21 protein-coding genes are annotated in these 21,352 nt (G+C 43.7%); 12 read left to right on the forward strand and 9 right to left on the reverse strand.

What is annotated here, in order from left to right:
• Positions 1-363: 363 nt before the first annotated feature.
• The 6 genes from typA to K8B83_RS00340 all read left to right on the forward strand — a co-directional run bounded on the left by typA (position 364) and on the right by K8B83_RS00340 (position 7,567).
• Entirely contained in the window at positions 364-2,175 is a 1,812-nt protein-coding gene (gene typA / locus K8B83_RS00315) for a translational GTPase TypA (RefSeq protein ID WP_188735805.1), read from the forward strand.
• A 304-nt stretch (positions 2,176-2,479) separates the two neighbouring features.
• The gene (gene ppnP, locus K8B83_RS00320; RefSeq protein ID WP_188735807.1) at positions 2,480-2,797 is read left to right on the forward strand and encodes a pyrimidine/purine nucleoside phosphorylase; all 318 of its coding nucleotides are present in this window, start codon (positions 2,480-2,482) and stop codon (positions 2,795-2,797) included.
• Positions 2,798-2,962: 165 nt separating this feature from the next.
• Positions 2,963-3,490, forward strand: a complete 528-nt coding sequence (locus K8B83_RS00325; protein WP_188735809.1) for a DUF4124 domain-containing protein — start codon at positions 2,963-2,965, stop codon at positions 3,488-3,490.
• A 135-nt stretch (positions 3,491-3,625) separates the two neighbouring features.
• Positions 3,626-4,663 (forward strand): nitrogen regulation protein NR(II), encoded by a 1,038-nt coding sequence (glnL, locus tag K8B83_RS00330; RefSeq protein ID WP_188735811.1) that lies wholly within the window; start codon positions 3,626-3,628, stop codon positions 4,661-4,663.
• Positions 4,664-4,697: 34 nt separating this feature from the next.
• On the forward strand, positions 4,698-6,110 hold the full coding sequence (gene glnG, locus K8B83_RS00335; RefSeq protein ID WP_188735813.1) for a nitrogen regulation protein NR(I): 1,413 nt from the start codon (positions 4,698-4,700) through the stop codon (positions 6,108-6,110).
• 227 nt (positions 6,111-6,337) lie between these two features.
• On the forward strand, positions 6,338-7,567 hold the full coding sequence (locus K8B83_RS00340; RefSeq protein WP_188735814.1) for a sensor domain-containing diguanylate cyclase: 1,230 nt from the start codon (positions 6,338-6,340) through the stop codon (positions 7,565-7,567).
• Between the two features lie 23 nt (positions 7,568-7,590).
• On the opposite strand, the gene fieF is transcribed toward K8B83_RS00340, so the two are convergent.
• Both fieF and K8B83_RS00350 read right to left on the reverse strand, forming a co-directional pair.
• Entirely contained in the window at positions 7,591-8,460 is an 870-nt protein-coding gene (fieF, locus tag K8B83_RS00345; RefSeq protein ID WP_188735816.1) for a cation efflux pump FieF, read from the reverse strand.
• A gap of 194 nt (positions 8,461-8,654) precedes the next feature.
• On the reverse strand, positions 8,655-9,149 hold the full coding sequence (locus tag K8B83_RS00350) for a Spy/CpxP family protein refolding chaperone (RefSeq protein ID WP_188735818.1): 495 nt from the start codon (positions 9,147-9,149) through the stop codon (positions 8,655-8,657).
• 275 nt (positions 9,150-9,424) lie between these two features.
• On the opposite strand from K8B83_RS00350, the gene K8B83_RS00355 reads away from it, so the two are divergent.
• The 6 genes from K8B83_RS00355 (at position 9,425) to K8B83_RS00380 (ending at position 14,666) form a co-directional block, all read left to right on the forward strand.
• The gene (locus K8B83_RS00355) at positions 9,425-10,858 is read left to right on the forward strand and encodes a thioredoxin family protein (protein ID WP_223418899.1); all 1,434 of its coding nucleotides are present in this window, start codon (positions 9,425-9,427) and stop codon (positions 10,856-10,858) included.
• A 110-nt stretch (positions 10,859-10,968) separates the two neighbouring features.
• Positions 10,969-11,655, forward strand: a complete 687-nt coding sequence (locus tag K8B83_RS00360) for a response regulator (RefSeq protein WP_188735822.1) — start codon at positions 10,969-10,971, stop codon at positions 11,653-11,655.
• On the forward strand, positions 11,655-13,031 hold the full coding sequence (locus tag K8B83_RS00365; protein ID WP_188735823.1) for an ATP-binding protein: 1,377 nt from the start codon (positions 11,655-11,657) through the stop codon (positions 13,029-13,031). Before K8B83_RS00360 ends, K8B83_RS00365 begins: the two co-directional genes overlap by 1 nt.
• 62 nt (positions 13,032-13,093) lie before the next feature.
• Positions 13,094-13,777, forward strand: coding sequence for a hypothetical protein (locus K8B83_RS00370; protein WP_188735825.1), 684 nt, complete (start codon positions 13,094-13,096; stop codon positions 13,775-13,777).
• An 89-nt stretch (positions 13,778-13,866) separates the two neighbouring features.
• The gene (gene trmL, locus K8B83_RS00375; protein ID WP_188735829.1) at positions 13,867-14,331 is read left to right on the forward strand and encodes a tRNA (uridine(34)/cytosine(34)/5-carboxymethylaminomethyluridine(34)-2'-O)-methyltransferase TrmL; all 465 of its coding nucleotides are present in this window, start codon (positions 13,867-13,869) and stop codon (positions 14,329-14,331) included.
• Positions 14,331-14,666 carry a DUF2956 domain-containing protein gene (locus tag K8B83_RS00380; RefSeq protein ID WP_188735832.1) on the forward strand — a complete coding sequence of 112 codons (336 nt, stop codon included), beginning with the start codon at positions 14,331-14,333 and terminating at the stop codon, positions 14,664-14,666. The genes trmL and K8B83_RS00380 overlap by 1 nt, the downstream gene beginning before the upstream one ends.
• A 3-nt stretch (positions 14,667-14,669) precedes the next feature.
• On the opposite strand, the gene K8B83_RS00385 is transcribed toward K8B83_RS00380, so the two are convergent.
• The 7 genes from K8B83_RS00385 to K8B83_RS00415 form a co-directional block, all read right to left on the reverse strand.
• Positions 14,670-15,200 (reverse strand): hypothetical protein, encoded by a 531-nt coding sequence (locus K8B83_RS00385; protein WP_188735835.1) that lies wholly within the window; start codon positions 15,198-15,200, stop codon positions 14,670-14,672.
• A 132-nt stretch (positions 15,201-15,332) separates the two neighbouring features.
• Positions 15,333-16,757 carry a M16 family metallopeptidase gene (locus K8B83_RS00390; protein ID WP_373284846.1) on the reverse strand — a complete coding sequence of 475 codons (1,425 nt, stop codon included), beginning with the start codon at positions 16,755-16,757 and terminating at the stop codon, positions 15,333-15,335.
• A gap of 20 nt (positions 16,758-16,777) precedes the next feature.
• Positions 16,778-18,106, reverse strand: coding sequence for a M16 family metallopeptidase (locus K8B83_RS00395; RefSeq protein WP_188735838.1), 1,329 nt, complete (start codon positions 18,104-18,106; stop codon positions 16,778-16,780).
• Positions 18,107-18,149: 43 nt separating this feature from the next.
• Positions 18,150-19,457, reverse strand: coding sequence for an amidohydrolase (locus K8B83_RS00400; protein ID WP_188735840.1), 1,308 nt, complete (start codon positions 19,455-19,457; stop codon positions 18,150-18,152).
• Positions 19,458-19,575: 118 nt separating this feature from the next.
• Complete coding sequence (locus tag K8B83_RS00405; protein WP_188735842.1) at positions 19,576-20,214, reverse strand: class I SAM-dependent methyltransferase; 639 nt, start codon at positions 20,212-20,214, stop codon at positions 19,576-19,578.
• Between the two features lie 30 nt (positions 20,215-20,244).
• A complete protein-coding gene (locus tag K8B83_RS00410) occupies positions 20,245-20,628 on the reverse strand; it encodes a hypothetical protein (protein WP_223418901.1) in 384 nt (127 codons plus the stop codon).
• 19 nt (positions 20,629-20,647) lie between these two features.
• Complete coding sequence (locus K8B83_RS00415; protein WP_188735844.1) at positions 20,648-21,259, reverse strand: tRNA-uridine aminocarboxypropyltransferase; 612 nt, start codon at positions 21,257-21,259, stop codon at positions 20,648-20,650.
• Between the last annotated feature and the right edge of the window lie 93 nt (positions 21,260-21,352).

Below are 21,352 nucleotides of genomic sequence, written 5' to 3' on the forward strand. Positions count from 1 at the left end.
TTCAATATGGTGCAAAAGTCCATTGTGGTGCGTAAGCAAATAGATAACATTATTACCAGTGTCACATTTCTGCATGACAAGCCTGTTACGTTATCAAAGCATTAACGCGATAAACATCAGTATCAGCATTTAAACTGATGCATTTATCTGCCGCTCAAAAGAACAAAAAGCGTAATACTTTCTATTAAAATAATGGTTTTCAGATGATTTTTGGCCACAAGCACACAAAAATTGCCATGTGTTCAAAAATAATCCTATCTACAAAAGCCGCTCTGAAGTAGAATGGCACGCTTTTTTATAGTGTCTATAATTATGTTTCACTATAAAGCCCCCCTTTTTTATTGATGGTTTAGAGGTTTATCCGTGCTAGAGAATTTACGTAACATCGCCATTATTGCCCACGTTGACCATGGTAAAACTACCCTGGTAGACAAGTTGTTGGCGCAGTCAGGAACCCTTGCATCTCGTGGAGAAGCTACTGAGCGGGTTATGGATTCTAACGATCTTGAAAAAGAACGTGGGATCACCATTCTGGCAAAGAACACTGCCATCAAGTGGAATGACTACCGTATTAACATCGTAGACACCCCAGGTCACGCCGACTTCGGTGGTGAAGTAGAACGTGTTCTATCTATGGTAGATTCTGTTTTATTATTGGTTGACGCTGTTGATGGCCCAATGCCACAAACTCGCTTCGTAACCAAAAAAGCGTTCGCGCAAGGCTTAAAGCCGATTGTTGTAATCAACAAAATTGACCGTCCAGGCGCTCGTCCAGATTGGGTTATTGACCAAGTATTCGATTTATTCGACAACTTAGGTGCTACTGACGAACAGTTAGATTTCCCAATTGTGTATGCTTCTGCATTAAATGGTTTTGCTACTTTAGACCCAGAAGATACTAGCACTGACATGACTCCGCTTTTCCAAACTATCGTTGAGAAAGTTGCTTTCCCTGACGCTGACGCGGAAGGTGCATTCCAGATGCAAATTTCACAGCTAGATTACAACTCTTATGTGGGTGTAATCGGTGTTGGTCGTATCAAGCGCGGTAGCGTTAAAACTGGTCAGCAAGTGACTGTAATTGGTGCTGACGGTAAAAAACGCAACGGTAAAATGGGCCAAGTATTAGGTTACATGGGCCTAGAGCGTACTGAAGTTGAAATCGCAAACGCCGGTGACATCGTGGCCATTACTGGTTTAGGCGAGCTTAAAATTTCTGACACTGTTTGCGCTGTTACAGACGTAGAAGCATTACCACCTTTGTCTGTTGATGAGCCAACATTAACCATGACGTTCCAAGTAAACACTTCACCATTTGCTGGTAAAGAAGGTAAATACGTGACTTCACGTAATATCCTTGAACGTTTACAGCAAGAGTTAGTGCACAACGTGGCACTACGTGTTGAAGAAACTGACAGCCCAGATCGTTTCCGCGTATCTGGCCGTGGTGAATTACACTTATCAATCTTAATTGAAAACATGCGTCGTGAAGGCTACGAGTTAGCAGTATCACGCCCAGAAGTTATTCTTAAGACAATTGATGGTGAACTATGTGAGCCATTTGAAACCGTAACCGTTGACGTTGAAGAAGAACATCAAGGTACCGTGATTGAAAAGTTAGGCACACGTAAAGCTGAAATGAAAGACATGCAGCTTGACGGTAAAGGTCGTGTACGTATTGACTTCGTAATCCCAAGCCGTGGTTTAATTGGTTTCCAAACTGAGTTCTTAACTGCAACATCTGGTACTGGTTTGATTTATCACTCATTTGATCACTATGCACCACATAAAGGCGGTGACATTGGTCAACGTGCTAACGGTGTATTGATTTCAAACGCGACAGGTAAAGCACTAACATTCGCCCTATACGGTTTACAAGACCGTGGTCGTTTGTTTATTGGTCACGCTGTTGAAGTTTATGAAGGCCAAGTAATTGGTATTCATGCACGTTCAAACGATTTAACTGTTAACTGTCTAAAAGGCAAACAGTTAACCAACATGCGTGCATCTGGTACCGACGAAGCTCAAGTACTGACCCCGCCAATCAATATGACACTTGAGCAAGCACTTGAGTTCATCGATGATGACGAATTAGTTGAAGTGACGCCTAAGAGCATCCGTGTTCGTAAGAAATTCTTAACTGAAAACGAGCGTAAGCGCCACAACCGTGGTTAATTCTGTTCAGTAAAAATATCTAGCCCAGATAATTATCTGGGCTTTTTTATGCCTGCAAGAACATGAAAACATTTAACTAGGAAGTTTAATAAAATATCTGTAATACTCTAAATAATAACAATCAGGATAAATAAGTGCTCAGAGGTTGCTTAGGAAAAATCGTTTAGAATAAGATAAAAATTGCAGCGAGCGAGCTGTTCTACCTTCAACATTTCTAACGACGTAATAAGCGACGTTAACCCGTAAGAATAGTCACATCCTTGTGCTGATTGGTTTAGTATAATTACATTAATTGGGAGTCGATATGAGTATGTTGCAACATGTAAGCGTGGCAAAACAAGCCAACGTATATTTTAATGGCAAGGTCACCAGTAGGAGCGTGTTGTTTGCCGATGGCAGTAAACAAACTCTGGGGGTTGTACTTCCTGGCGAATATGAGTTTTCAACTGCAGAAGGCGAAATCATGCAAGTAACTTCAGGTGAATTTGATGTGTTATTACCTGGTGCAACTGAATGGTCAACCTATGCCGCCGGCACTCAATTTGAACTTGCACCAAATGTGAGCTTTTCGATTCGTACAAGTCAAATATCAGAATACTGCTGCCATTACATCAAAGCGTAACAGCGCATTAACCGCAAGACACAAACGGCTGCGCCTTGGCCGTTAGGTTAATCAGCTTACTCATTATTGAAGGGAAGCACAGTTTACCCTGACAAAGATGATTAAGCTGATTTTTTTATAAAAAGCGTCTACTCTATGAAAATATTGGTTTTCAAGGAGTTTAACATGCGTGCCTTTTTGCTTATTGCTTTGCTGATCTTAAGCGCCAGCAGCCCTGCTACTGTCTATCGCTGGGTAGATGAAAACGGTAAAGTGCATTATTCTGATGAACCCAAATCAAATGCAGAAGCTGTTGATTTAAATAAAAATACTCAAAACAGCATGACCATCAACACCCCACCGCAAGCTAAAGAGTCCCCAAAAACAGAGTCTCAGATTAACTACAGTGTCACGATTATTTCACCTCAAGAAGAAGCCACCATCCGCGACAATAATGGCGACCTCACAGTCAATGTTAGTGTTAGCCCTAAATTGCCACGTGGAGCAAAAATGACATTACTCGTAGACGGTGTGGTGGCAGTCGAGCCACAAACTGCACCAATATTTAAACTTACTGGAATTTATCGCGGCGAACATAACCTTGTTGTTAATCTAGTTACACAAAACGGCAAAGTACTTGCATCTAGCTCTCCAAGAAAGATATTTCTGCACCAAGCATCAGTTTATAGCCCAGCAAACAAAGCTAGGCAATAATTTAAAATAGATTAAAATCAAACTCTTATATTGATTGATTGCTTTTTAAATCTTAACTCTTGTTTGTGTAGAACAGGTTGCGGCCTGCACCAAAACGGTGCATCATGTTAGTGCAACCTCAAATTAGGACAGCTAATGGACACAAACAACCTACTCAATCATTTAGTGACAGCTGTGCTGGTAATCGATACCGCGCTAAAGCCGTGCTATGCCAACGCCGCTGCGGCGCAATTACTTGGAGTAGGAAACCACAAACTACTTGAACAACCCTTACCAGAACTCTACCAACTCATGGGAGTGGAGCCTCAATTACTGCGAGACGCCATTAACGCAGGCCAAGGACTGACGGTAAACACCGCAGCATTAATCACGCTTGATGGTCAACATCACACCATTGATATCACTTTGATGCCCCTAGAAAATGACACCAATATGAGCATTTTAGAGTTACGGCAAGTAGACCAACAACGCAGAATTCATCAGCAATTGAACATGGACGCACAACAGCAAGCTGCACAGTTTTTAGTGCGCAATTTAGCCCATGAAATCAAAAATCCATTAGGTGGTTTACGCGGTGCCGCGCAATTACTCTCAAGAGAGTTAACCTCACCAGAATTAAAAGAATTTACCAGTTTGATCATTGAGCAAGCTGATCGGTTGCGTAATTTAGTTGACAGGCTTTTAGGACCACAACGCCCTACACAACATTCAGTGCACAGCATTCACCAAGTGGTGCAAAAAGTCTTAAAGCTGGTTCAAATGGCGCTGCCAGAAAATATTAAGTTAAAACGCGATTATGATCCGTCGATCCCCGATCTACAAATGGACGCAGATCAAATGCAACAAGCAGTATTGAATATTGTGCAAAATGCGATTCAAGCGTTGGAGCCCTGTGGCGGCGAAATTTTAATTAAAACTCGCACCCAGCATCAGGTCACCATTGGCACTCAACGCTATAAATTGGTACTCGCGTTGTCGATTATCGATAACGGCCCTGGCATTCCTCCCGACTTAATGGACACACTTTTTTACCCTATGGTCACCGGCCGAGAAGAAGGTTCAGGATTAGGGTTATCAATTGCACATAACATTGCCCGTTTGCATGGCGGCCGTATTGATTGTGTGTCGGCACCAGGACACACCGAATTTATTATTAACCTGCCCTTACAATAATTAGCACGCCTTTGTAGGCGCGAAGAGGTTTACCATGAACATAAGCGAACAAGTTTGGATCCTTGATGATGATAGCTCTATTCGTTGGGTATTAGAAAAAGCTCTTCAAGGAGCATCACTATCGACCGCCAGTTTTGCCGCCGCTGAGTCACTATGGCAAGCATTAGAGTCATCACAGCCGCAGGTTATTGTGTCTGACATACGCATGCCTGGCACGGATGGATTAACCTTATTAGACCGATTACAACTTCACTACCCGCATATTCCTGTCATTATCATGACAGCACATTCGGATTTAGACAGTGCGGTAAGTGCTTATCAGGCAGGTGCGTTTGAATACCTGCCAAAGCCGTTTGATATCGATGAAGCAATTAGTCTTGTTGAGCGAGCCTTGACTCACGCAACCGAACAAACACCGCTACCGGTAAGCGATGCAGAAGTCAAAACACCTGAAATCATCGGCGAAGCTCCGGCAATGCAAGAAGTCTTTAGAGCCATCGGCCGCTTATCACGTTCATCAATCAGCGTGCTTATCAATGGTCAATCCGGTACAGGTAAAGAGTTAGTCGCAGGAGCATTACACAAACACAGCCCTAGAAAAGACAAACCCTTTATTGCATTAAACATGGCCGCAATCCCTAAAGACTTAATTGAGTCGGAACTATTTGGTCATGAAAAAGGCGCTTTTACCGGGGCGGCTAATGTGCGCCAGGGTCGGTTTGAGCAAGCCAATGGTGGCACCTTATTTTTAGATGAAATTGGCGACATGCCCCTAGATGTACAAACACGATTATTGCGCGTATTGGCTGATGGCCAATTTTACCGGGTCGGCGGCCACCAAGCGGTGCAAGTAGATGTGCGCATTATTGCCGCTACCCATCAAAATCTAGAAGTGTTAGTGCAAAAAGGCACCTTCCGCGAGGATTTATTCCACCGTTTAAACGTGATCCGCGTACATTTACCACCTCTTTCACAACGCAGAGAAGATATTGCTCAGCTTGCCACGCATTTTTTATCGACGGCGGCCAAAGAAATCGGAGTAGAACCCAAAATACTCACCAAAGAAACGGCAATAAAGCTCGCAAACCTGCCCTGGCCAGGTAACGTACGTCAATTAGAAAACACCTGTCGCTGGTTAACCGTGATGGCATCTGGTCAAGAAATTTTGCCGCAAGATTTACCGCCAGAGTTATTAAAAGATCCTGTGGCAAGTCAGCAAAAACAAGCTGGTGCAAGCGATTGGCAAACAGCCCTAACCGACTGGATTGACGAGAAATTAGCCGCAGGCGAAAGTGACTTATTAACCGAGGTGCAACCAGAGTTTGAGCGGATATTGCTCGAAACGGCGCTGCGTCATACTCAAGGCCATAAACAGGAAGCCGCCAAACGCTTAGGTTGGGGACGAAATACCCTTACACGTAAATTAAAAGAACTGTCGATGGATTAACCATGCTCGCACTCAGATAAATGACCGGCGAAATAACACTGCAATGTATAAATAACCCATTATTTTACAAGTTATTATGCTATTTTATATCGAGCTGTGAGCGTTAGCGCAAATTGAAAAATTATTTTGTAACTTACTCATAACAGCGCATGCAAATAAAAAGATGAGTGCTAAAATAAATCATCCGTAGAACAATCATTACTCATCCCCAAGTGCAAGGATAGATTTTGGATTTTGATGCTCAATTTGGTGTGGTCATTCACCAGGACTTTATACCGCGACATGCGGATGACACCTATGCAAAAATATTTGGCTACAATAACGCTCAGGAGATCCTTGCGTTAAAAAGCATATTAGAACTCATCGATCCTGAGTCTCAAGATATTGCAGCTCATACTTATTACGCACTAATGAGTGGCATTGAAAAACCCCAAGTTCGCAGTTATATCAACCGTAATCGCCTTGGTGAAGTGATGAATGTGCTTTCTATTGAACATATTGTTGAATGGCAAGGCCGCCCTGCATTGCAAGTCACAATTGTTAATTTAACGCGCTCTATTCAGCTTGAGCAATCACTTCAACAAAGTGAATATCGTTACCGACAATTACTTAATGGGTCAATCCAGGGCGTATTAATACACCAACACTTTACCCCCCTGTTTTGCAATCAAGCATTAGCCACTATCTTAGGTTACCCAAACCCACAAAGTATTTTGGCATTACCGTCGATGCTAGACTTTATTGACCCAGACTATCGCACCCGACGCGAAGAAGCGCTTAAGAACCTATTTAATCACCAAACCAAACCTTATCCAGTAGAAATTAAATGCCTGCATCATAGTGGTAAGCCTGTTTGGGTAAAATTACAAGAAACCATTATCGACTGGGACGGCAAACCAGCCATCCAAGTCACCATGACAGACATCACTGAATCATATTTGCTCAAAGAAAAGTTTGAACAGCAAATCCATTTAGATTACCTCACAAAAACCCTCAATCGCAGAGGCATGACAACGGCTGGCAAAGCTTTGCTTGCCGACAGTACAGTGCAACACAAAAATCTGTATTGTTTGTTAATGGGCTTAGATGAGTTAAAACAAATTAATCATTTATTTGGCCACGACATTGGCGACAAAACACTTATCCATTTTGCCAGACAGTGCCAAAGCAAACTTGCTGATGCTGACATACTCGGACGCTGGAGTGGTGACGAATTTATCGCGATAATACAAGCAAGCAGTAACAAAATTGCCCGCAACATCGCAGAAAGTGTTCGTCATAGTATTGATGGTATTGATCTTATCGATCCAGAAACAGGCAAACACCTTAGCTTCAGTGCAAGCGTTGGCATATCAAAATGGCAAGAAAATGACACATTAGATGAGTTGATTTTACGAGCAGATTCAGCACTAGAACAAGCAAGATCGCAAATAACTAACCAGCTGGTCATGGTGTAAAACACCATGACCATTGGGTCCCACTAAACGGGGTCTTGATGGATAATGACTTCAGCGTCGTCAAAAGCAGCCTTTATCGCTAACCCTGCTTTGTCTGCAATGGCATGCGCCTCTACTAACGACAACTCGCCCGATAATTCCATATGCAATTGAATAAACGTTGTTTTACCCGCCTGACGCGTGCGTAAATCATGGATACCTTTAACTCTAGGGTCTTGTTTAGCCAATGTCTTGATTTGTTCACGAGTGGCATCATCTAACTCGCGATCAAGCAAACTTTGTATTGAGCGATAACCTAAATCTAGCGCTTGCTGGCCTATAAACACTGCAATTAATACTGCAAATAAACCGTCAGCCCACCACCAGCCATACATAGCCAATACTAATGCCAATAACACTGCACCATTAAGTAGCAAGTCAGATTTATAATGTAACGAATCCGCTTCGACTACCGTACTGTTGGTGTTTTCTAATGCTTTTTGTTGCAGTAATACCAGCGCTAAAGTCATCACAATAGCGATCACCGACACGACAATACCCACGCCTGTATTCACGACAGGCACAGGGTTTATCAACTTTTCACCACCATAAAGCAATAAGAGCGTTGCTGACCCTAAAATAAATGCAGCTTGTGCCAACGAGGCTAACGGCTCAGCTTTACCATGCCCATAACGATGATCTTTATCCGCTGGCACAATGGCATAACGAATGGCAATAAAGTTAACAATTGAAGCTAAAGCATCTGCAAATGAGTCGGTTAACGACCCCAGCATACTGGCAGAGCCAGAATACAACCAAGCTAATAACTTGATCACAATAAGGCATAAGGCTGTAGCAACTGAAGCGCGGCTCGCGAGTTTGACCCAAAAATCATAATCAGAAGATGTGGACATAAAAAATTATCGACTCTATTGGCTGTATATATCGACCGTGATTATAGCAAGCTAGACACTATATGAGGACAAAGTTTACACACCACACCAACCTCCATTTATCAAACTGTGACCATTAGCAAACTTGCATAAACAAAAAAGCCGTCACACAAGGTAACGGCTTTAATTTATTGGCTTTAGCATACTGCTAGAGATTAACGACGACCTTTACCGCCTTTATCTTTAGCAAACTTTTCTTGAAACTTTTGCTGTTGTTCTGGGGTTAATAATTGATAGATTTCGTTTTGCATTTTTAAATGCGTCAACATGCGCTGTAAATGCATTTGCTGCTTTGATTCAGCCATTTCAGTTGCTTTCGCTTCGTCAAAGCTTGCGCCTGTAATTAGCGTTAACATTTCAGCACGGTGCGCAGCACGTTGCTCTTCAGTTGGTTTTTCTGGGCGATCAGCTTTGTATTTTTCAACAACCGCTTTAACTTGCTCTTTTTGAGCATCGGTTAAATCCAGTTTGCGTAACATCTTGTGCATGCCATCTTTAGGGCCTTGATGCCTTTTACCTTTTTTGCAAGTTTGCTCTGTTTTCACAGTCGAGTCTGCTGCGGTATCAACTGCATATAATTGTCCAGCTAATAATGCCGAGCTTGCCACTAAGGCCACTAAACTGGTCTTGATGATCGATGATGTCTTCATTGTTAAGTACCTCGGTATGTATGAGTATTTAGTTTCTGCCTTAACAGATTGATACTCAGTGTAACCAATGCAATGTCAAGTAGGGTTAATCATGGGTAAAACTATGTAAAGAGCCATTTTATGGATTATTCAGGTCAATAATCCTTGATCCACTAGACATATTGGATCATAAAAATCGATGTAATGAGAGCCAGTTAACGAAAAATAGACTTAACCCTTTCAGCAAACAGATAAGGGCATAAAATCATCATATTAGCGTTTTAATGGAATTGAAGATGAACCGATTAATTGGCCACATACTCTTACTAGTTGGCATGTTTCTATTAGCACCAAATGCGGTCGCCGCTTCATCTGCAGCAATAGATGACACTATTTGGTATAGCCAACAAAACCAACAACCTGTTATAAAACTGCATTTTTTTTGGTCTAAAACCTGCCCGCATTGCCGCGAAGCGCATCCCTTTATTGATGCACTTGGTGAACGCTTTGATTGGATTGAGTTGCACGATTACGTGATCAGCGACAAAGGCAATGTCGATAAACTCATGCAAATAGGCAAGCTGACTGGCGTTGAACCCAAATCAGTACCGTATTTTGCCATTTGCGGCGAAGCCGTTGTTGGCTACAACAACCACGATGTCACAGGTCGCTACATTTTAGAACGCCTCATTGACTGCTACCAACGCCAGGGTGGTCAAGCCAAGATAGGCAATACACTCGATGACTTCCTTGTGGCGGCACCAAGCAACGATGCCCCTTTATTTGAAACCTGTGCCGACACCAGTGATGACCCAAATGCCCAAGGCAGCTGCGGCATGTCATTTGACAGCACGAGCCAAATCGAGCAAAAACCACAAGTACAGCCTGTTGATATTCCATTAATTGGTGCGGTTCATCCTGAGCAAATGTCATTACCTGTACTCACCTTAGTGTTGGCCGGTGTTGATGCCTTTAATCCCTGCGCCTTTTTCGTGTTGCTGTTTTTACTGAGCATTATGGTTAATGCGGGTAGCCGTAAACGCATGCTGCTAGTGGGTGGCATTTTTGTGTTCTTCTCTGGTTTTATCTACTTTATCTTTATGAGTGCATGGCTCAACTTATTCCAGCTCTTAGGTGGTGGCGATGGCGGTATCATTATTACCTGCGCGGGTGTGTTGGCACTGGTCGCGGCAATGGTCAATATTAAAGATTACTTTTATGGGCGCGGCGATGTGAGCTTATCGATGTCGGTCGAAAACCGCGGCTCACTCATCAAACGCATGGGTAAACTCTCCAAAGCTAGCTCATTACCGACCATGATTTTAGGCTCAACGATTTTGGCCATTTTAGCCAATGCCTATGAACTATTATGCACAGCTGGATTTCCAATGATTTACACTTCGGTTTTGTCATTGTCAGACGTTGATACCATGCAACGTTATATGTATCTTATTGCCTATAACATCGTATACGTCATTCCATTAGCGGCTATCGTAATTGTATTTTCAATGACCCTAGGCAAACGCAAACTCACCGAAAAAGAAGGCGAAGTACTTAAGCTTATGTCTGGCATTATGATGCTCGGCTTAGGCGGGATGTTAGTGCTTAATCCTGCTGCATTACAAAATGCAGTATTCTCAGTCGGCTTGATATTAGGGGCTATTTTACTGACATTTGTCGTAGTCAAAGTCACTCGTTACGTAAAAAAGCAAGCAAACGCTAAAATGTAAAACTATGCAATGTTAATGTAAATTGCCTCGAGTATGAGATAATCTTTAATTGATTGAAAATCGGTATGTTAAGTTAACTTACCGATTTTATTTTGTGCTAGAGGACAGTTATGAATCGCATTTTATTGATAGACGATGACGTTGGGCTATCTGACTTACTCAGTCAACTGCTCGAGCTTGAAGGCTTTGCATTAACCCAGGCCTACGACGGCGAGCAAGGGTTATCACTCGCACAACAACAAGATTTCGATTTAATTCTACTCGACGTAATGCTGCCCAAATTAAATGGCTTTGAAGTATTACGCGCACTGCGTCAGCGCAAGCAAACACCCGTATTAATGTTAACCGCTCGCGGTGACGAAATCGATCGCGTTGTTGGGTTAGAAATTGGTGCTGATGATTATTTGCCAAAGCCATTCAACGACCGTGAGTTAGTAGCCCGTATTCGTGCTATTTTGCGCAGAGCACAAACGACTCAGCAAGATCAACAAGTCAACGACATGATGCAGTTTGGCGATTTACGCCTCGACCCAACGCGTCAAGAAACCTATTGCAATGACCAACTGATTATCTTAACCGGTACTGAGTTTTTATTGCTGTTTCATTTGCTTGAAAAAAGCGGCGAGCTGGTCACCAAAGAATCATTAAGTGAAAACGTATTAGGCAAAAAATTAATGCCGTTCGATCGCAGCCTAGACATGCATTTATCCAACCTACGTAAAAAGCTGCCTGAACGCCAAGATGGCCGCCCACGAGTTAAAACTTTACGTGGCAAAGGTTATATCTGGATACCGTAATGCTAAAGCAAAACCCTTTCAATCGCTTGTTTTTCAAACTGCTGCTAGGCTTTTGGCTGTGCAGCTCATTGATTATTGCTTTGGTGTCATTATTACCGCTATTGCAGCAAAATCATGACCGCTCAAAGCTCCCACCTAGCCTTGAAAAGGTACTACAGCATGTGGCTGAACGCATTCAGCAGCAACCGCAATTACTAGAGAGCGAAAACCTGCAACGTTTACAACGCGGCCGCAACCATAAAGGCGGTCCTATCCGTTTATACTTAACCGACGACCAAGGTAAAGTACTAAACAATAAACGTGTTTCTCGAGAATTTAGACGTTTTCTATTAATGGCAGAAGAAGCCGACCAACCAATTAGCCACCAGTTTAGAGATGAACTGATTTTTGGGCCTTATTCTTTCGAGGTTAACAGCAAAACCTATCAATTATTCGGCCGTTTGCCTGACAATCACCCGCGGCCCTGGTTTTTATTTTTTGCCGACAATAAATTACTCACCGCAGGATTAGCAATTTTATTATCCGGTTTTTTATGTGGCCTTTTAGCCTGGTATTTAGGTAAACCATTACGCTCTTTAAAGCAAAGTGCCAACGCCTTAGCACGGGGTGATTTAGCCAATCGTGTAGACGAGGCAACCGCTAGCCGCCGAGATGAAATGGGTCAACTTGCCGTGGCATTTAATGCCATGGCAGATGCAGTAGAAACCATGGTGAATAACCAGCAACGCTTAATGGGCGATATCTCCCATGAGCTACGCACGCCATTAACACGCTTACAATTGTCACTTGCGCTTGCACGTAAAAAAGGCCAGCACAGTACTGAGCTCGATCGTATTGAATATGAGGCGCTGCAACAAGAAGCGCTCATTAGTGAACTGCTTACCTTGTCACGAGTAAGACTTAACGCCACTGAAAAACGCCTCACTGCCGAGTTAACAGAAACCTTAAGCCAGGTACTTGATGACGCGGAGTTTGAAGCAGAGCAACAAGGAAAACAGCTACACATCAACATCGATGACTCGATTTGCTTTGAACACTTTCCTAAAACCTTATCACGCGCGATTGAAAACTTACTGCGTAACGCCATTCGCTATGCAGAAAAGCATGTTTATATCGAAAGCCAACAAACTAAGCATCAGGTGAGTATACTTGTTAAAGATGATGGACCAGGCTTACCAGAAGAAGAACTAGAAGCGATTTTTACTCCTTTTTATCGTCCAGACAGCTCACGCGATAGAGAATCTGGTGGTTGGGGGCTTGGTTTAGCCATTACTCAAGCGGCAATTCAAGCTCATAGGGGGCACATAGCGGCTCAAAATCAGCAACCCCACGGCCTAATCGTTACCATCAGCATACCGAATCAATTAAGTCATTAAGATTAAACACATCGCCGATGTGATGCTATGCTTAACATTATCATCACATTAACGATTTCCATATGTATCGAATAATCATTGGTTTATTATGCTGTTGTATATTTGTCAGTCACGCCCAAGAAATCGACGTCATTGCTTTTGAGTATCCGCCTTATTTGACTCAACACACGAGCGAGCAAGGTGAGGTAGTGGTGTTGCTAAAACGCGCTTTTGCATACAGTGCTTTTAGCCCAAAAATAACATTTATCAGCAGTCGCGATGCACAAAAATACATCACCCAAAAAAAGTGGTGCTTGAGTTTTATTCCACCACAAACACCTGCTAAGCAACACTTGCAGGTGATATTGGCCGATAAAACCATACCATTAACCTTATTTCGCCTTGCTGAGCCTCAAGTGTTTATAGGTAACGAACTCAAAAACAAAGTGATTGCCCACCTACCTCTCTCACTTGACGATCGAAAAGTACGTTCATTTGCCAAGGCTGGGGCTAAACTGACCCTTGTTGATACCATAGAGCAAGGTGTGTCGTTATTGCTAAATCAAGAGGTCGATTATGTGTATGGCGATCAACAGGCAATTGATTACGCCAGCAATAACCTCAACTTCCCGGCAATGTTATTACAAGACTCAGCTATGGTATTTTACCAATTCCCAATGGCTGTTTGGTTAAATAGTCAGTGTGCAAGTGCAGATAAAATCCGTACTCATCTTGAGCAGCAACATTACTCTATTCACCGCTTTTAGCTTTACCTGAGTTGCAATGGATGACGCTTAAGCTCTGCTCAGGTATAATTTCTTCCCTGTTTTAAGCCTCGCAAAGTCTTAAGGTTACTATGTTTCATATCGCACTCTACGAACCAGAAATCGCCCCCAATACTGGCAACATTATCCGTTTATGTGCTAATAACGGTACACAACTGCATTTAATTGAACCGTTGGGTTTTGATTTAGAAGAGAAAAAACTACGCCGTGCCGGTTTAGACTACGCAGATTTAACTCGGGTTACCCGCCATAAAGACTACGCAAGTTTTTTGGCCGCCATGCCTGGTAAACGTATCATGGCTTGCACCACAAAAGGCAGCCGTCCACATACCCAAATCGCCTTTCAAAAAGATGACGTACTGTTGTTTGGCCCAGAAACTCGTGGCCTGCCCATGGATATCATCAACGCCACACCATTAGAACAGCGTTTACGCATTCCTATGACAGCCAACAGCCGCAGTTTAAACTTATCTAACTCAGTTGCCATTATCAGTTATGAAGCTTGGCGTCAGTTAGATTTTATAGGCGCTGAATAATGAAACAAACGCCCTCGCCAGAAACTCAAAACGATGCACTTGCCATGGCCAAAGCCACACAAAAGCCTGGTCAAACCAAAGAACAAACTAAGCTCATCGCTGCTGGGATAGAAAAGGGCATTGCAGAATACAAGAAACGTGAAAAAGCCAAAGCGCGCGACAGAGACAAAGCGCGTAAACAACGCTTAAAAGCAAAAAACCAGGTTAATGATATCGATGACACTGAGATGGACCATAGCGAATCAAGCGCTCAAATGACCACAATGGCTTGGGGGTTGCTCGGGTTATTGGTACTAAGTTGGGCGGGATTTGCTACTTACATATTGGTGCTTTAACCATCACTTAGACGGATACAAACTTAGCGCTCTAACCACCTGATATTGCTCGCTATCATCGTCAAGGTAGTGGGCACTTTGCTGCCATTGCCAGCCATTTTTCGGCTTGTCTGCTGTGGCCTTTATCGGGTCAAATTGCAATTGCACTAACGCTGGGCGCTGATTGATCTCTCCTTTACCCAAAAAAGAAAAACTACCCGACTGCCGATATAACGTCAGGTGCTGCATTACGTCATCGGTCACACCATTAGCGTAAATTAATAACACGTTATCTTGTTGCTGCCTAAACCACCAAGTTTCGCTATTTGAAAACCGGCTACCGCGACTGACACTAATGTATAAATTACCTTGATCGGCCGAGCACATCACCGAGGTTGTCACCGCCATTGGCGCCAAGTTGGGGTTGGCTGCAGTACCTTGCCATTCACCCACCAAGTGCGGGCATAACTCAGCCAATAACACCTTGTCGGCATTCGCACTCAAAGACAGAGTAATACTCAATGCTCCTAGTAATAGTAACGAGCGACGCTTCATCCCCCCCCCCTAAATGCCATACCAACTTAGAGTGTCAGTGTACTCCAACTCGCGGATAAAAAAATGACCCACTGAACAAATCAGTAGGCCATTTTATGTCTATTGATTACCTCGTGCCGAGGTCAACGACGCTTATTGACCAAAGCCAGTATCGGTAATGTTCACTTGAGTCACTTCACCGTATTGTGCAGCAATATCGGCAATTTCAGCAGCATTACCAATTAACACAAACTGCAGATTTTGCTGCGGAAAGTATTGAGCCACTAAGCGTTGAGTTTCAGCTAATGTGAGGCCATCCACTTTAGCTTGGAACTGGTTAATAAAATCATCGTTCATGCCATATAAGTACATGTCAGACAGTAAACCGGCTAATTGGCCACTGGTTTCGTACTTAGGCGGAAACTGCCCTTTAACGTACGCTTTGGCTGAGTCGAGCGTCGCTTGATCAATGCCCTTTTCCCATAAACGCGAATAGGTGAGCAAGGCTAAATCGATGGCTTCTTTGGTGGTCGATGACTTAGTAAAGGTACTAATTTGAAATACCCCAGACTGTGAATATGGGCTAAAGCCAGAGCGCGCACCATAGGTTAAGCCAGCGTTTACGCGTAACTCATCATTTAACCATGAGGTAAAACGGCCACCTAAAATGGTGTTCACCACAGTTAAACCAACATAATCCGGATTGTCATATCGAATGCCCACACCACCAATTAAAAACGTAGTTTCAATCGCGTCAGGCTTGTCGACTAACAAGACTCTTGGCTTGGTTAGTGTTGGTAAGCCCTGGCTCAAATCTGGTTGCATCACGGTTTCTGTAGCTTGCCAATCACCAAACGCTTTGTTGAGCTTGGCTGTCATGTCATTTACATCAAAATCACCAACCACGTTAATGCTCATGTTATTCGGTTGGTAATAACCTTTATGAAACGCTCGTAGCTCATTAACATTAATCGTCGAGATTGACTCACTGCTGCCAGATGCGGGATTTGCATAAGGGTGTTTGCCAAACACCAACTTGTTAAAGTAGCGACTAATCACTGCGCGTGGGCTTTCTTTTTGTTGCGATAATCCCACAATTTCGCGCTGTTTTAGCTTATCAAACTCGGTAGAGTCAAAGTCGGGTTGGCGTATAACATTGCTGAAAATGGCCAACACAGTGTCGATGTCTTTGGTCATCATATTAGCGCGCACATAAGTGCCCTCGGCATCGGCGTTAGTATTTACACTGGCACCAATAAAGTCGAGTTGTTGCTCAATATCAGCTTTAGACTGACCCGCAGCACCTAGCATTAAGCTTTGCGAGGTTAAATAAGCCAAACCTGAAGTGGTGTCATTAACCGCTCCGGCTTTTATCACTGCATCAAGGGTGACTAATGGCACTTCTTTTTGCACCATTAAATTAACGGTTAGGCCGTTATCTAAGGTCACTTTTTGATAACTCGGCATGACAAAACTTGGGGTTGCGGCAACCGGTTCAACGCTGGTTTTTTGAGTTGTTGCACAACCACTTAAAGTTAAACAGCATGCCAGCGAAATGGCAGATAACGACAGGGTCATTGTTGAATGAGTAAGGGTTTTCATTTGTCTGACTCCTCAGTCGCCGCGAGCACACCAACAGTGCGATTTGCTTTAATTAAATAGGTTTGTGCCACACGCTGAATGTCTGCTGGAGTCACTTTGTTATAAGCTTCAGGCGCATTAAAAAGCTTGGTGTAATCACCAAAATACAACTCGTAGGTACCAAGAGTATTAGCTTTACCATTAATGGTTTCCATGGTTTGATAAAAATCCATTAGCTTGATATTTTTTACTTTTTCGAGCTCTTGCTGAGTTACACCTTGGCTGGCAATTAAATCAATTTGCTCAATAAGCGCTTTCTCTAGCGTATCAGCACTGACGCCAGCATTAGCCACACCCAGGATATAAAAAAGATTAGGGTCAAATGACATGGGCATATAAGTGTCAGCCGCTACAGCCACTTGCTTATCAACTAACGCCTGATAAAAACGCGAACTATTGCCCTCACTTAACATTGAGGCTAATAAATCAAGTGCATAATAATCGGCATGGCTTGTGGCGGGCACGTGGTACGCCAGCATCACATTAGGGGTACTCACCGACTCTTTTTTAACAAACACACGGCGCTCACCTTTTTGCTCAGGCTCTACAGTACGTACGGCTTTTGGCGGCGCTTGGGCTGGAATAGGCGCAAAGTATTGGTCAGCTAACGCTTTTACCTGGGCAAGTTTTACATCACCGGTAATCACCACTAACGCATTGTTGGGTGCATAATAGGTTTTGTGGTATTGCTGTAAATCTTCCAAAGTCCATGCGGCAATGTCAGACTCATAACCAATCACCGACCAGCTATAAGGGTGCGCTGAAAATGCCACACTTTTAAGAGCCTCTTGAATGGTGCGCCAGTTAGAGTTTTCAAGCCCTGTGGTGCGCTCAGATTGCACAACACCACGCTCGCTTTCAACCATGTCAGGGTCAATGTCTAAATTGGCGATACGATCAGATTCAAGATCAAAAATAGTCTCAATACCACTGGCAGGAAACCAGTTGGTGTACACGGTTAAGTCTTCACTGGTATAGGCATTATTTGCGCCACCCGCGGCTTCCATGGTGCGGTCGAACATCTTAGGGCCAAACTTTTTTGAGCCGTTAAACATCATGTGTTCAAAAAAGTGCGAAATACCGGTAATACCAGGTACTTCGTTGCGCGAACCGACTTTCCAAAAAATGTACATGTTGGCATTAGGGATGGAACTATCCTCAAGCACCATGATTTTCATGCCATTGCCTAGGGTAAAGCTGTTAATGTCTTGTGCTTGTGTTGCTGACACAGAGGGCGTACTCAATACGCCAATTGTCATCAACAACGCGATTAACTTGCGTGTCATATCTCGCTCCTTTGAGCTATTGTCCAATATTATATTTACTGGGTTATTGTGCCGTGCCAAGTGCGGTCAATGCAACTTGAGTCATGGTTTGCACGCCTACTTTTAGTGCGCTCTCATCTACATAAAAAGCAGGCGAATGGTTACTGGCCACCTGGCTTGGCACTTTATCTGTTGGCGTCACGCCTAAAAAGAAAAACATGCCTGGGGTTTCTAGCGCATAGTAAGAAAAATCTTCTGCGCCAGTGATTAATCCTGGCTCAATCAATTTATTGTCACCCACCACAGAGGCTATCACCGGGCGCATTTTGCTAACCAACTCTGGGTTATTCACGGTAACTGGATAACCAGGTTGGATTTCTGTTGTCGCGGTGGCACCAAGGGTTTTAGCCGCATTAGTGGCAATTTCGGCCAGTTTCACTTTAATATCGGCGCGCATATCCTGATCAAAGGTGCGAATAGTGCCAATAAGCTCAACTTCATCTGGGATAATGTTTGAACGAATACCGCCATTAATGGCGCCAAAGCTAACAACCGCTGGCGCTTTAGTAATATCGACCTGACGGCTAATAATGGTTTGCACGCTGTTAATAATCTGCGCAGAAGCCACGATAGGGTCAACACCGCCCCAAGGGCGCGAACCATGGGTTTGTCTGCCCGTCACTTTAATAGTAAATGAATCTTCACTGGCCATGGCTGGGCCAGAGCGTAAACCAATCACACCAGTTGGCATGCTTGAGGTAACATGCATACCAAACACTTGCTCAGGCTTGCGTTTGGCAAACAAGCCTTCTTTTAGCATTAACTCAGCGCCGCCTTGCTCGCCTTCTGGCGCGCCTTCTTCGGCCGGCTGGAAAATAAACATCACATCACCAGCCAAACTGTCTTTTACCTTCACGAGGTTTTCGGCCACGCCCATTAACATCGCCACATGCGTATCGTGACCACAGGCATGCATTACACCGACTTTTTGGCCCCGATAAGTGTCTGTCGCTTTAGAGGCAAAAGGTAAATCAACCACTTCGGTCACTGGCAGCGCATCCATGTCAGCACGTAAACCAATGAGTGGACCAGGTTTACCACCTTTAAGGATCGCCACCACACCAGTATGTGCAATACCCGTTTGCACCTCGAGCCCTAGCGATTTGAGGTGTTTCTCAATCACTTTACTGGTGCGAAATTCACGATTTGATAATTCAGGATGTTGGTGAAGGTCGCGGCGCCATGCAATCACTTTGCTTTCGACTTGAGCAGTTAATTCTGCGGCATTAGGCACACTGGCCACGGTAGATGAACTGTAAACACTGCTAGCAAATACACTAGCAAGCATGAAAGCGAGGGAGGTCGGGCGCATGTAAGGTCCATTTTTGTTGTTATTTGAGAAACAAAACTACCGTGAAACGCCCCATTTGTTAACTGTTTTACCGATTTACCCTACAGACAATTGTATCTATTTATTAACATATGCGAGTTTATATCGAGGGCAGCTGTAAAAACACGACGTCATTGTCGATGATTTCAAGTTGCCAACCGCGTTGTTGTGCCAACCATTCAAAGGTCTCAACAGAGTAAAAGTTAATATGGGTTGGGTCACTTTTATAGTGCCATTTTGTGAACGCTTCCAAATCGAGCACACGCTTGGTCATAATGGCCAAAATGCCGCCGGGCAAAAGCAGTTGGCTTAATTGTTCAATTAACTGATGAGCATCGGCAATATGCTCTATCACTTCGGTTAAACATACAAAGTCATATTGCTGATTAAGCACCTGAGTATCTGGATGATAAAACAAATCATAATTAGCGATACTGACACCCTGGGCTGCAGCCATTTGGCTAAGCACGGCGCCTTCACCGCAGCCAAAATCTAAGCCTTTGGCATTAAGCCCAGTGCGAGCCAATAATGGCGTGAGTGTACGCGACAAAAACCGTTGGTAGCCTGCATCGGCAAAGTCATTGTCGTGTAAATCATATTGGGCTTTTTCAGCCGTTTCATCTAAATAAAACTGCGAGGGCACCGACACTAAATGGCATTGTTGGCAACGTACATATTCACGATTTTTGTCTTGATGAAAAGCAAACGTTTGCTGGTGACACAATGGGCAAGACGACAAAGACAACACTCCAAATTATAGCGAAAAAGGTTATTGTTCAGATTGAGCAGGATCGCTGGTTTCTTGTGGGATTTTTCGGGTTTGTGCTGCGGCCTCTTGCGCTTGCTGGAGGTATTTTTGCTCGCGAGTTAAACGCTGTTCCGATTGCGCTTTCGCTTTTTCGAGCTGCTGTGCTTCCCAATCATTTGCTTCTTGTTTGGCTAACACTTTTTGTTCACGCTCTGCAGTGGCACTGGCTGCGTCACGGGCTTTTTGCAATTGAGTTTGCTCAAGCTCGGCAGATTCAATCCGCGCTTGTTCGCCCTTTTCTGCCAAGGTCATTTTTTTATGTGGCTTGTCTGTCGCTAAAGCATTGACCGAAAGCATGCTAGCAAAACACATCAGCATTATCATCGCAATAAGGCGAGCATTCATAACATCTGTCCTTTGAGTCTTATCCCTTAAACTTATCGCTATTATAGCGCCCACGCACCGCCACTGGCATAGCGGATAACTTATGGTGCACCATTGCGTTAAACACTGCAAATATTGGCGCGATATCGGCACTAGGCTCAAGTCTTGCTAGGGTATAAGCCGCTGCCTCAAGGGTCGATAAACTGTCGCTGCGTTTGGCTTTGCGGATAACATATTGCGACTCATCTTCACACTCAAGGTGCAATGACGGATAGTTAAGCAACCATGGGTTAAGCTGCAACATACGGTAAGCTTTACGCCAGGTGCCATCAATTAGCACAATAATCGCTGTATTATCAGCGCCCACCTCACTTACCGCTTTGCTGTGCTCATTAGGGTACACAATATACACAGGCCGATTTTGCGCAGCTAAATACCCTTGCAACTCAGCAAAATCCTCTGCGGTTTCACCGACATAAACCTGAGTTTGTGGCAACGCCAGCTTGAGCAACCTAACGGTATTTTTAGCATGCCCCACCTCAGATGGATGCTGCATGATGATAATGTCAGTTGCTGTAGAGATTGGTTTTACTGCATGACAAATGCAAGCTGACTGTGGGTATTGGCAATTAATACAATAACTTCTACTCATATTTAATCTTATTTATGTTGCAATTTTGTAAAGCGCAATCCAGTATATTCCACTCTTATGATACCACCTCAAGGAAGAACCACTATTATGACA

The sequence above is a fragment of the Shewanella inventionis genome (genome assembly GCF_019931735.1).
Classification (GTDB): Bacteria; Pseudomonadota; Gammaproteobacteria; order Enterobacterales; family Shewanellaceae; genus Shewanella; species Shewanella inventionis.

Bases quoted from the DNA above. Each gene is read 5' to 3' on its own strand.
- K8B83_RS00400 (WP_188735840.1), bottom strand. From the start codon at position 19,457: ATGCGCCCGACCTCCCTCGCTTTCATGCTTGCTAGTGTATTTGCTAGC.
- trmL (WP_188735829.1), top strand. From the start codon at position 13,867: ATGTTTCATATCGCACTCTACGAACCAGAAATCGCCCCCAATACTGGC.
- fieF (WP_188735816.1), bottom strand. From the start codon at position 8,460: ATGTCCACATCTTCTGATTATGATTTTTGGGTCAAACTCGCGAGCCGC.
- K8B83_RS00365 (WP_188735823.1), top strand. From the start codon at position 11,655: ATGCTAAAGCAAAACCCTTTCAATCGCTTGTTTTTCAAACTGCTGCTA.
- K8B83_RS00370 (WP_188735825.1), top strand. From the start codon at position 13,094: ATGTATCGAATAATCATTGGTTTATTATGCTGTTGTATATTTGTCAGT.
- K8B83_RS00390 (WP_373284846.1), bottom strand. From the start codon at position 16,757: ATGACCCTGTCGTTATCTGCCATTTCGCTGGCATGCTGTTTAACTTTA.
- K8B83_RS00410 (WP_223418901.1), bottom strand. From the start codon at position 20,628: ATGAATGCTCGCCTTATTGCGATGATAATGCTGATGTGTTTTGCTAGC.
- ppnP (WP_188735807.1), top strand. From the start codon at position 2,480: ATGAGTATGTTGCAACATGTAAGCGTGGCAAAACAAGCCAACGTATAT.
- K8B83_RS00350 (WP_188735818.1), bottom strand. From the start codon at position 9,149: ATGAAGACATCATCGATCATCAAGACCAGTTTAGTGGCCTTAGTGGCA.
- glnL (WP_188735811.1), top strand. From the start codon at position 3,626: ATGGACACAAACAACCTACTCAATCATTTAGTGACAGCTGTGCTGGTA.
- glnG (WP_188735813.1), top strand. From the start codon at position 4,698: ATGAACATAAGCGAACAAGTTTGGATCCTTGATGATGATAGCTCTATT.
- K8B83_RS00325 (WP_188735809.1), top strand. From the start codon at position 2,963: ATGCGTGCCTTTTTGCTTATTGCTTTGCTGATCTTAAGCGCCAGCAGC.
- K8B83_RS00415 (WP_188735844.1), bottom strand. From the start codon at position 21,259: ATGAGTAGAAGTTATTGTATTAATTGCCAATACCCACAGTCAGCTTGC.
- K8B83_RS00385 (WP_188735835.1), bottom strand. From the start codon at position 15,200: ATGAAGCGTCGCTCGTTACTATTACTAGGAGCATTGAGTATTACTCTG.
- K8B83_RS00380 (WP_188735832.1), top strand. From the start codon at position 14,331: ATGAAACAAACGCCCTCGCCAGAAACTCAAAACGATGCACTTGCCATG.
- K8B83_RS00355 (WP_223418899.1), top strand. From the start codon at position 9,425: ATGAACCGATTAATTGGCCACATACTCTTACTAGTTGGCATGTTTCTA.
- K8B83_RS00360 (WP_188735822.1), top strand. From the start codon at position 10,969: ATGAATCGCATTTTATTGATAGACGATGACGTTGGGCTATCTGACTTA.
- K8B83_RS00395 (WP_188735838.1), bottom strand. From the start codon at position 18,106: ATGACACGCAAGTTAATCGCGTTGTTGATGACAATTGGCGTATTGAGT.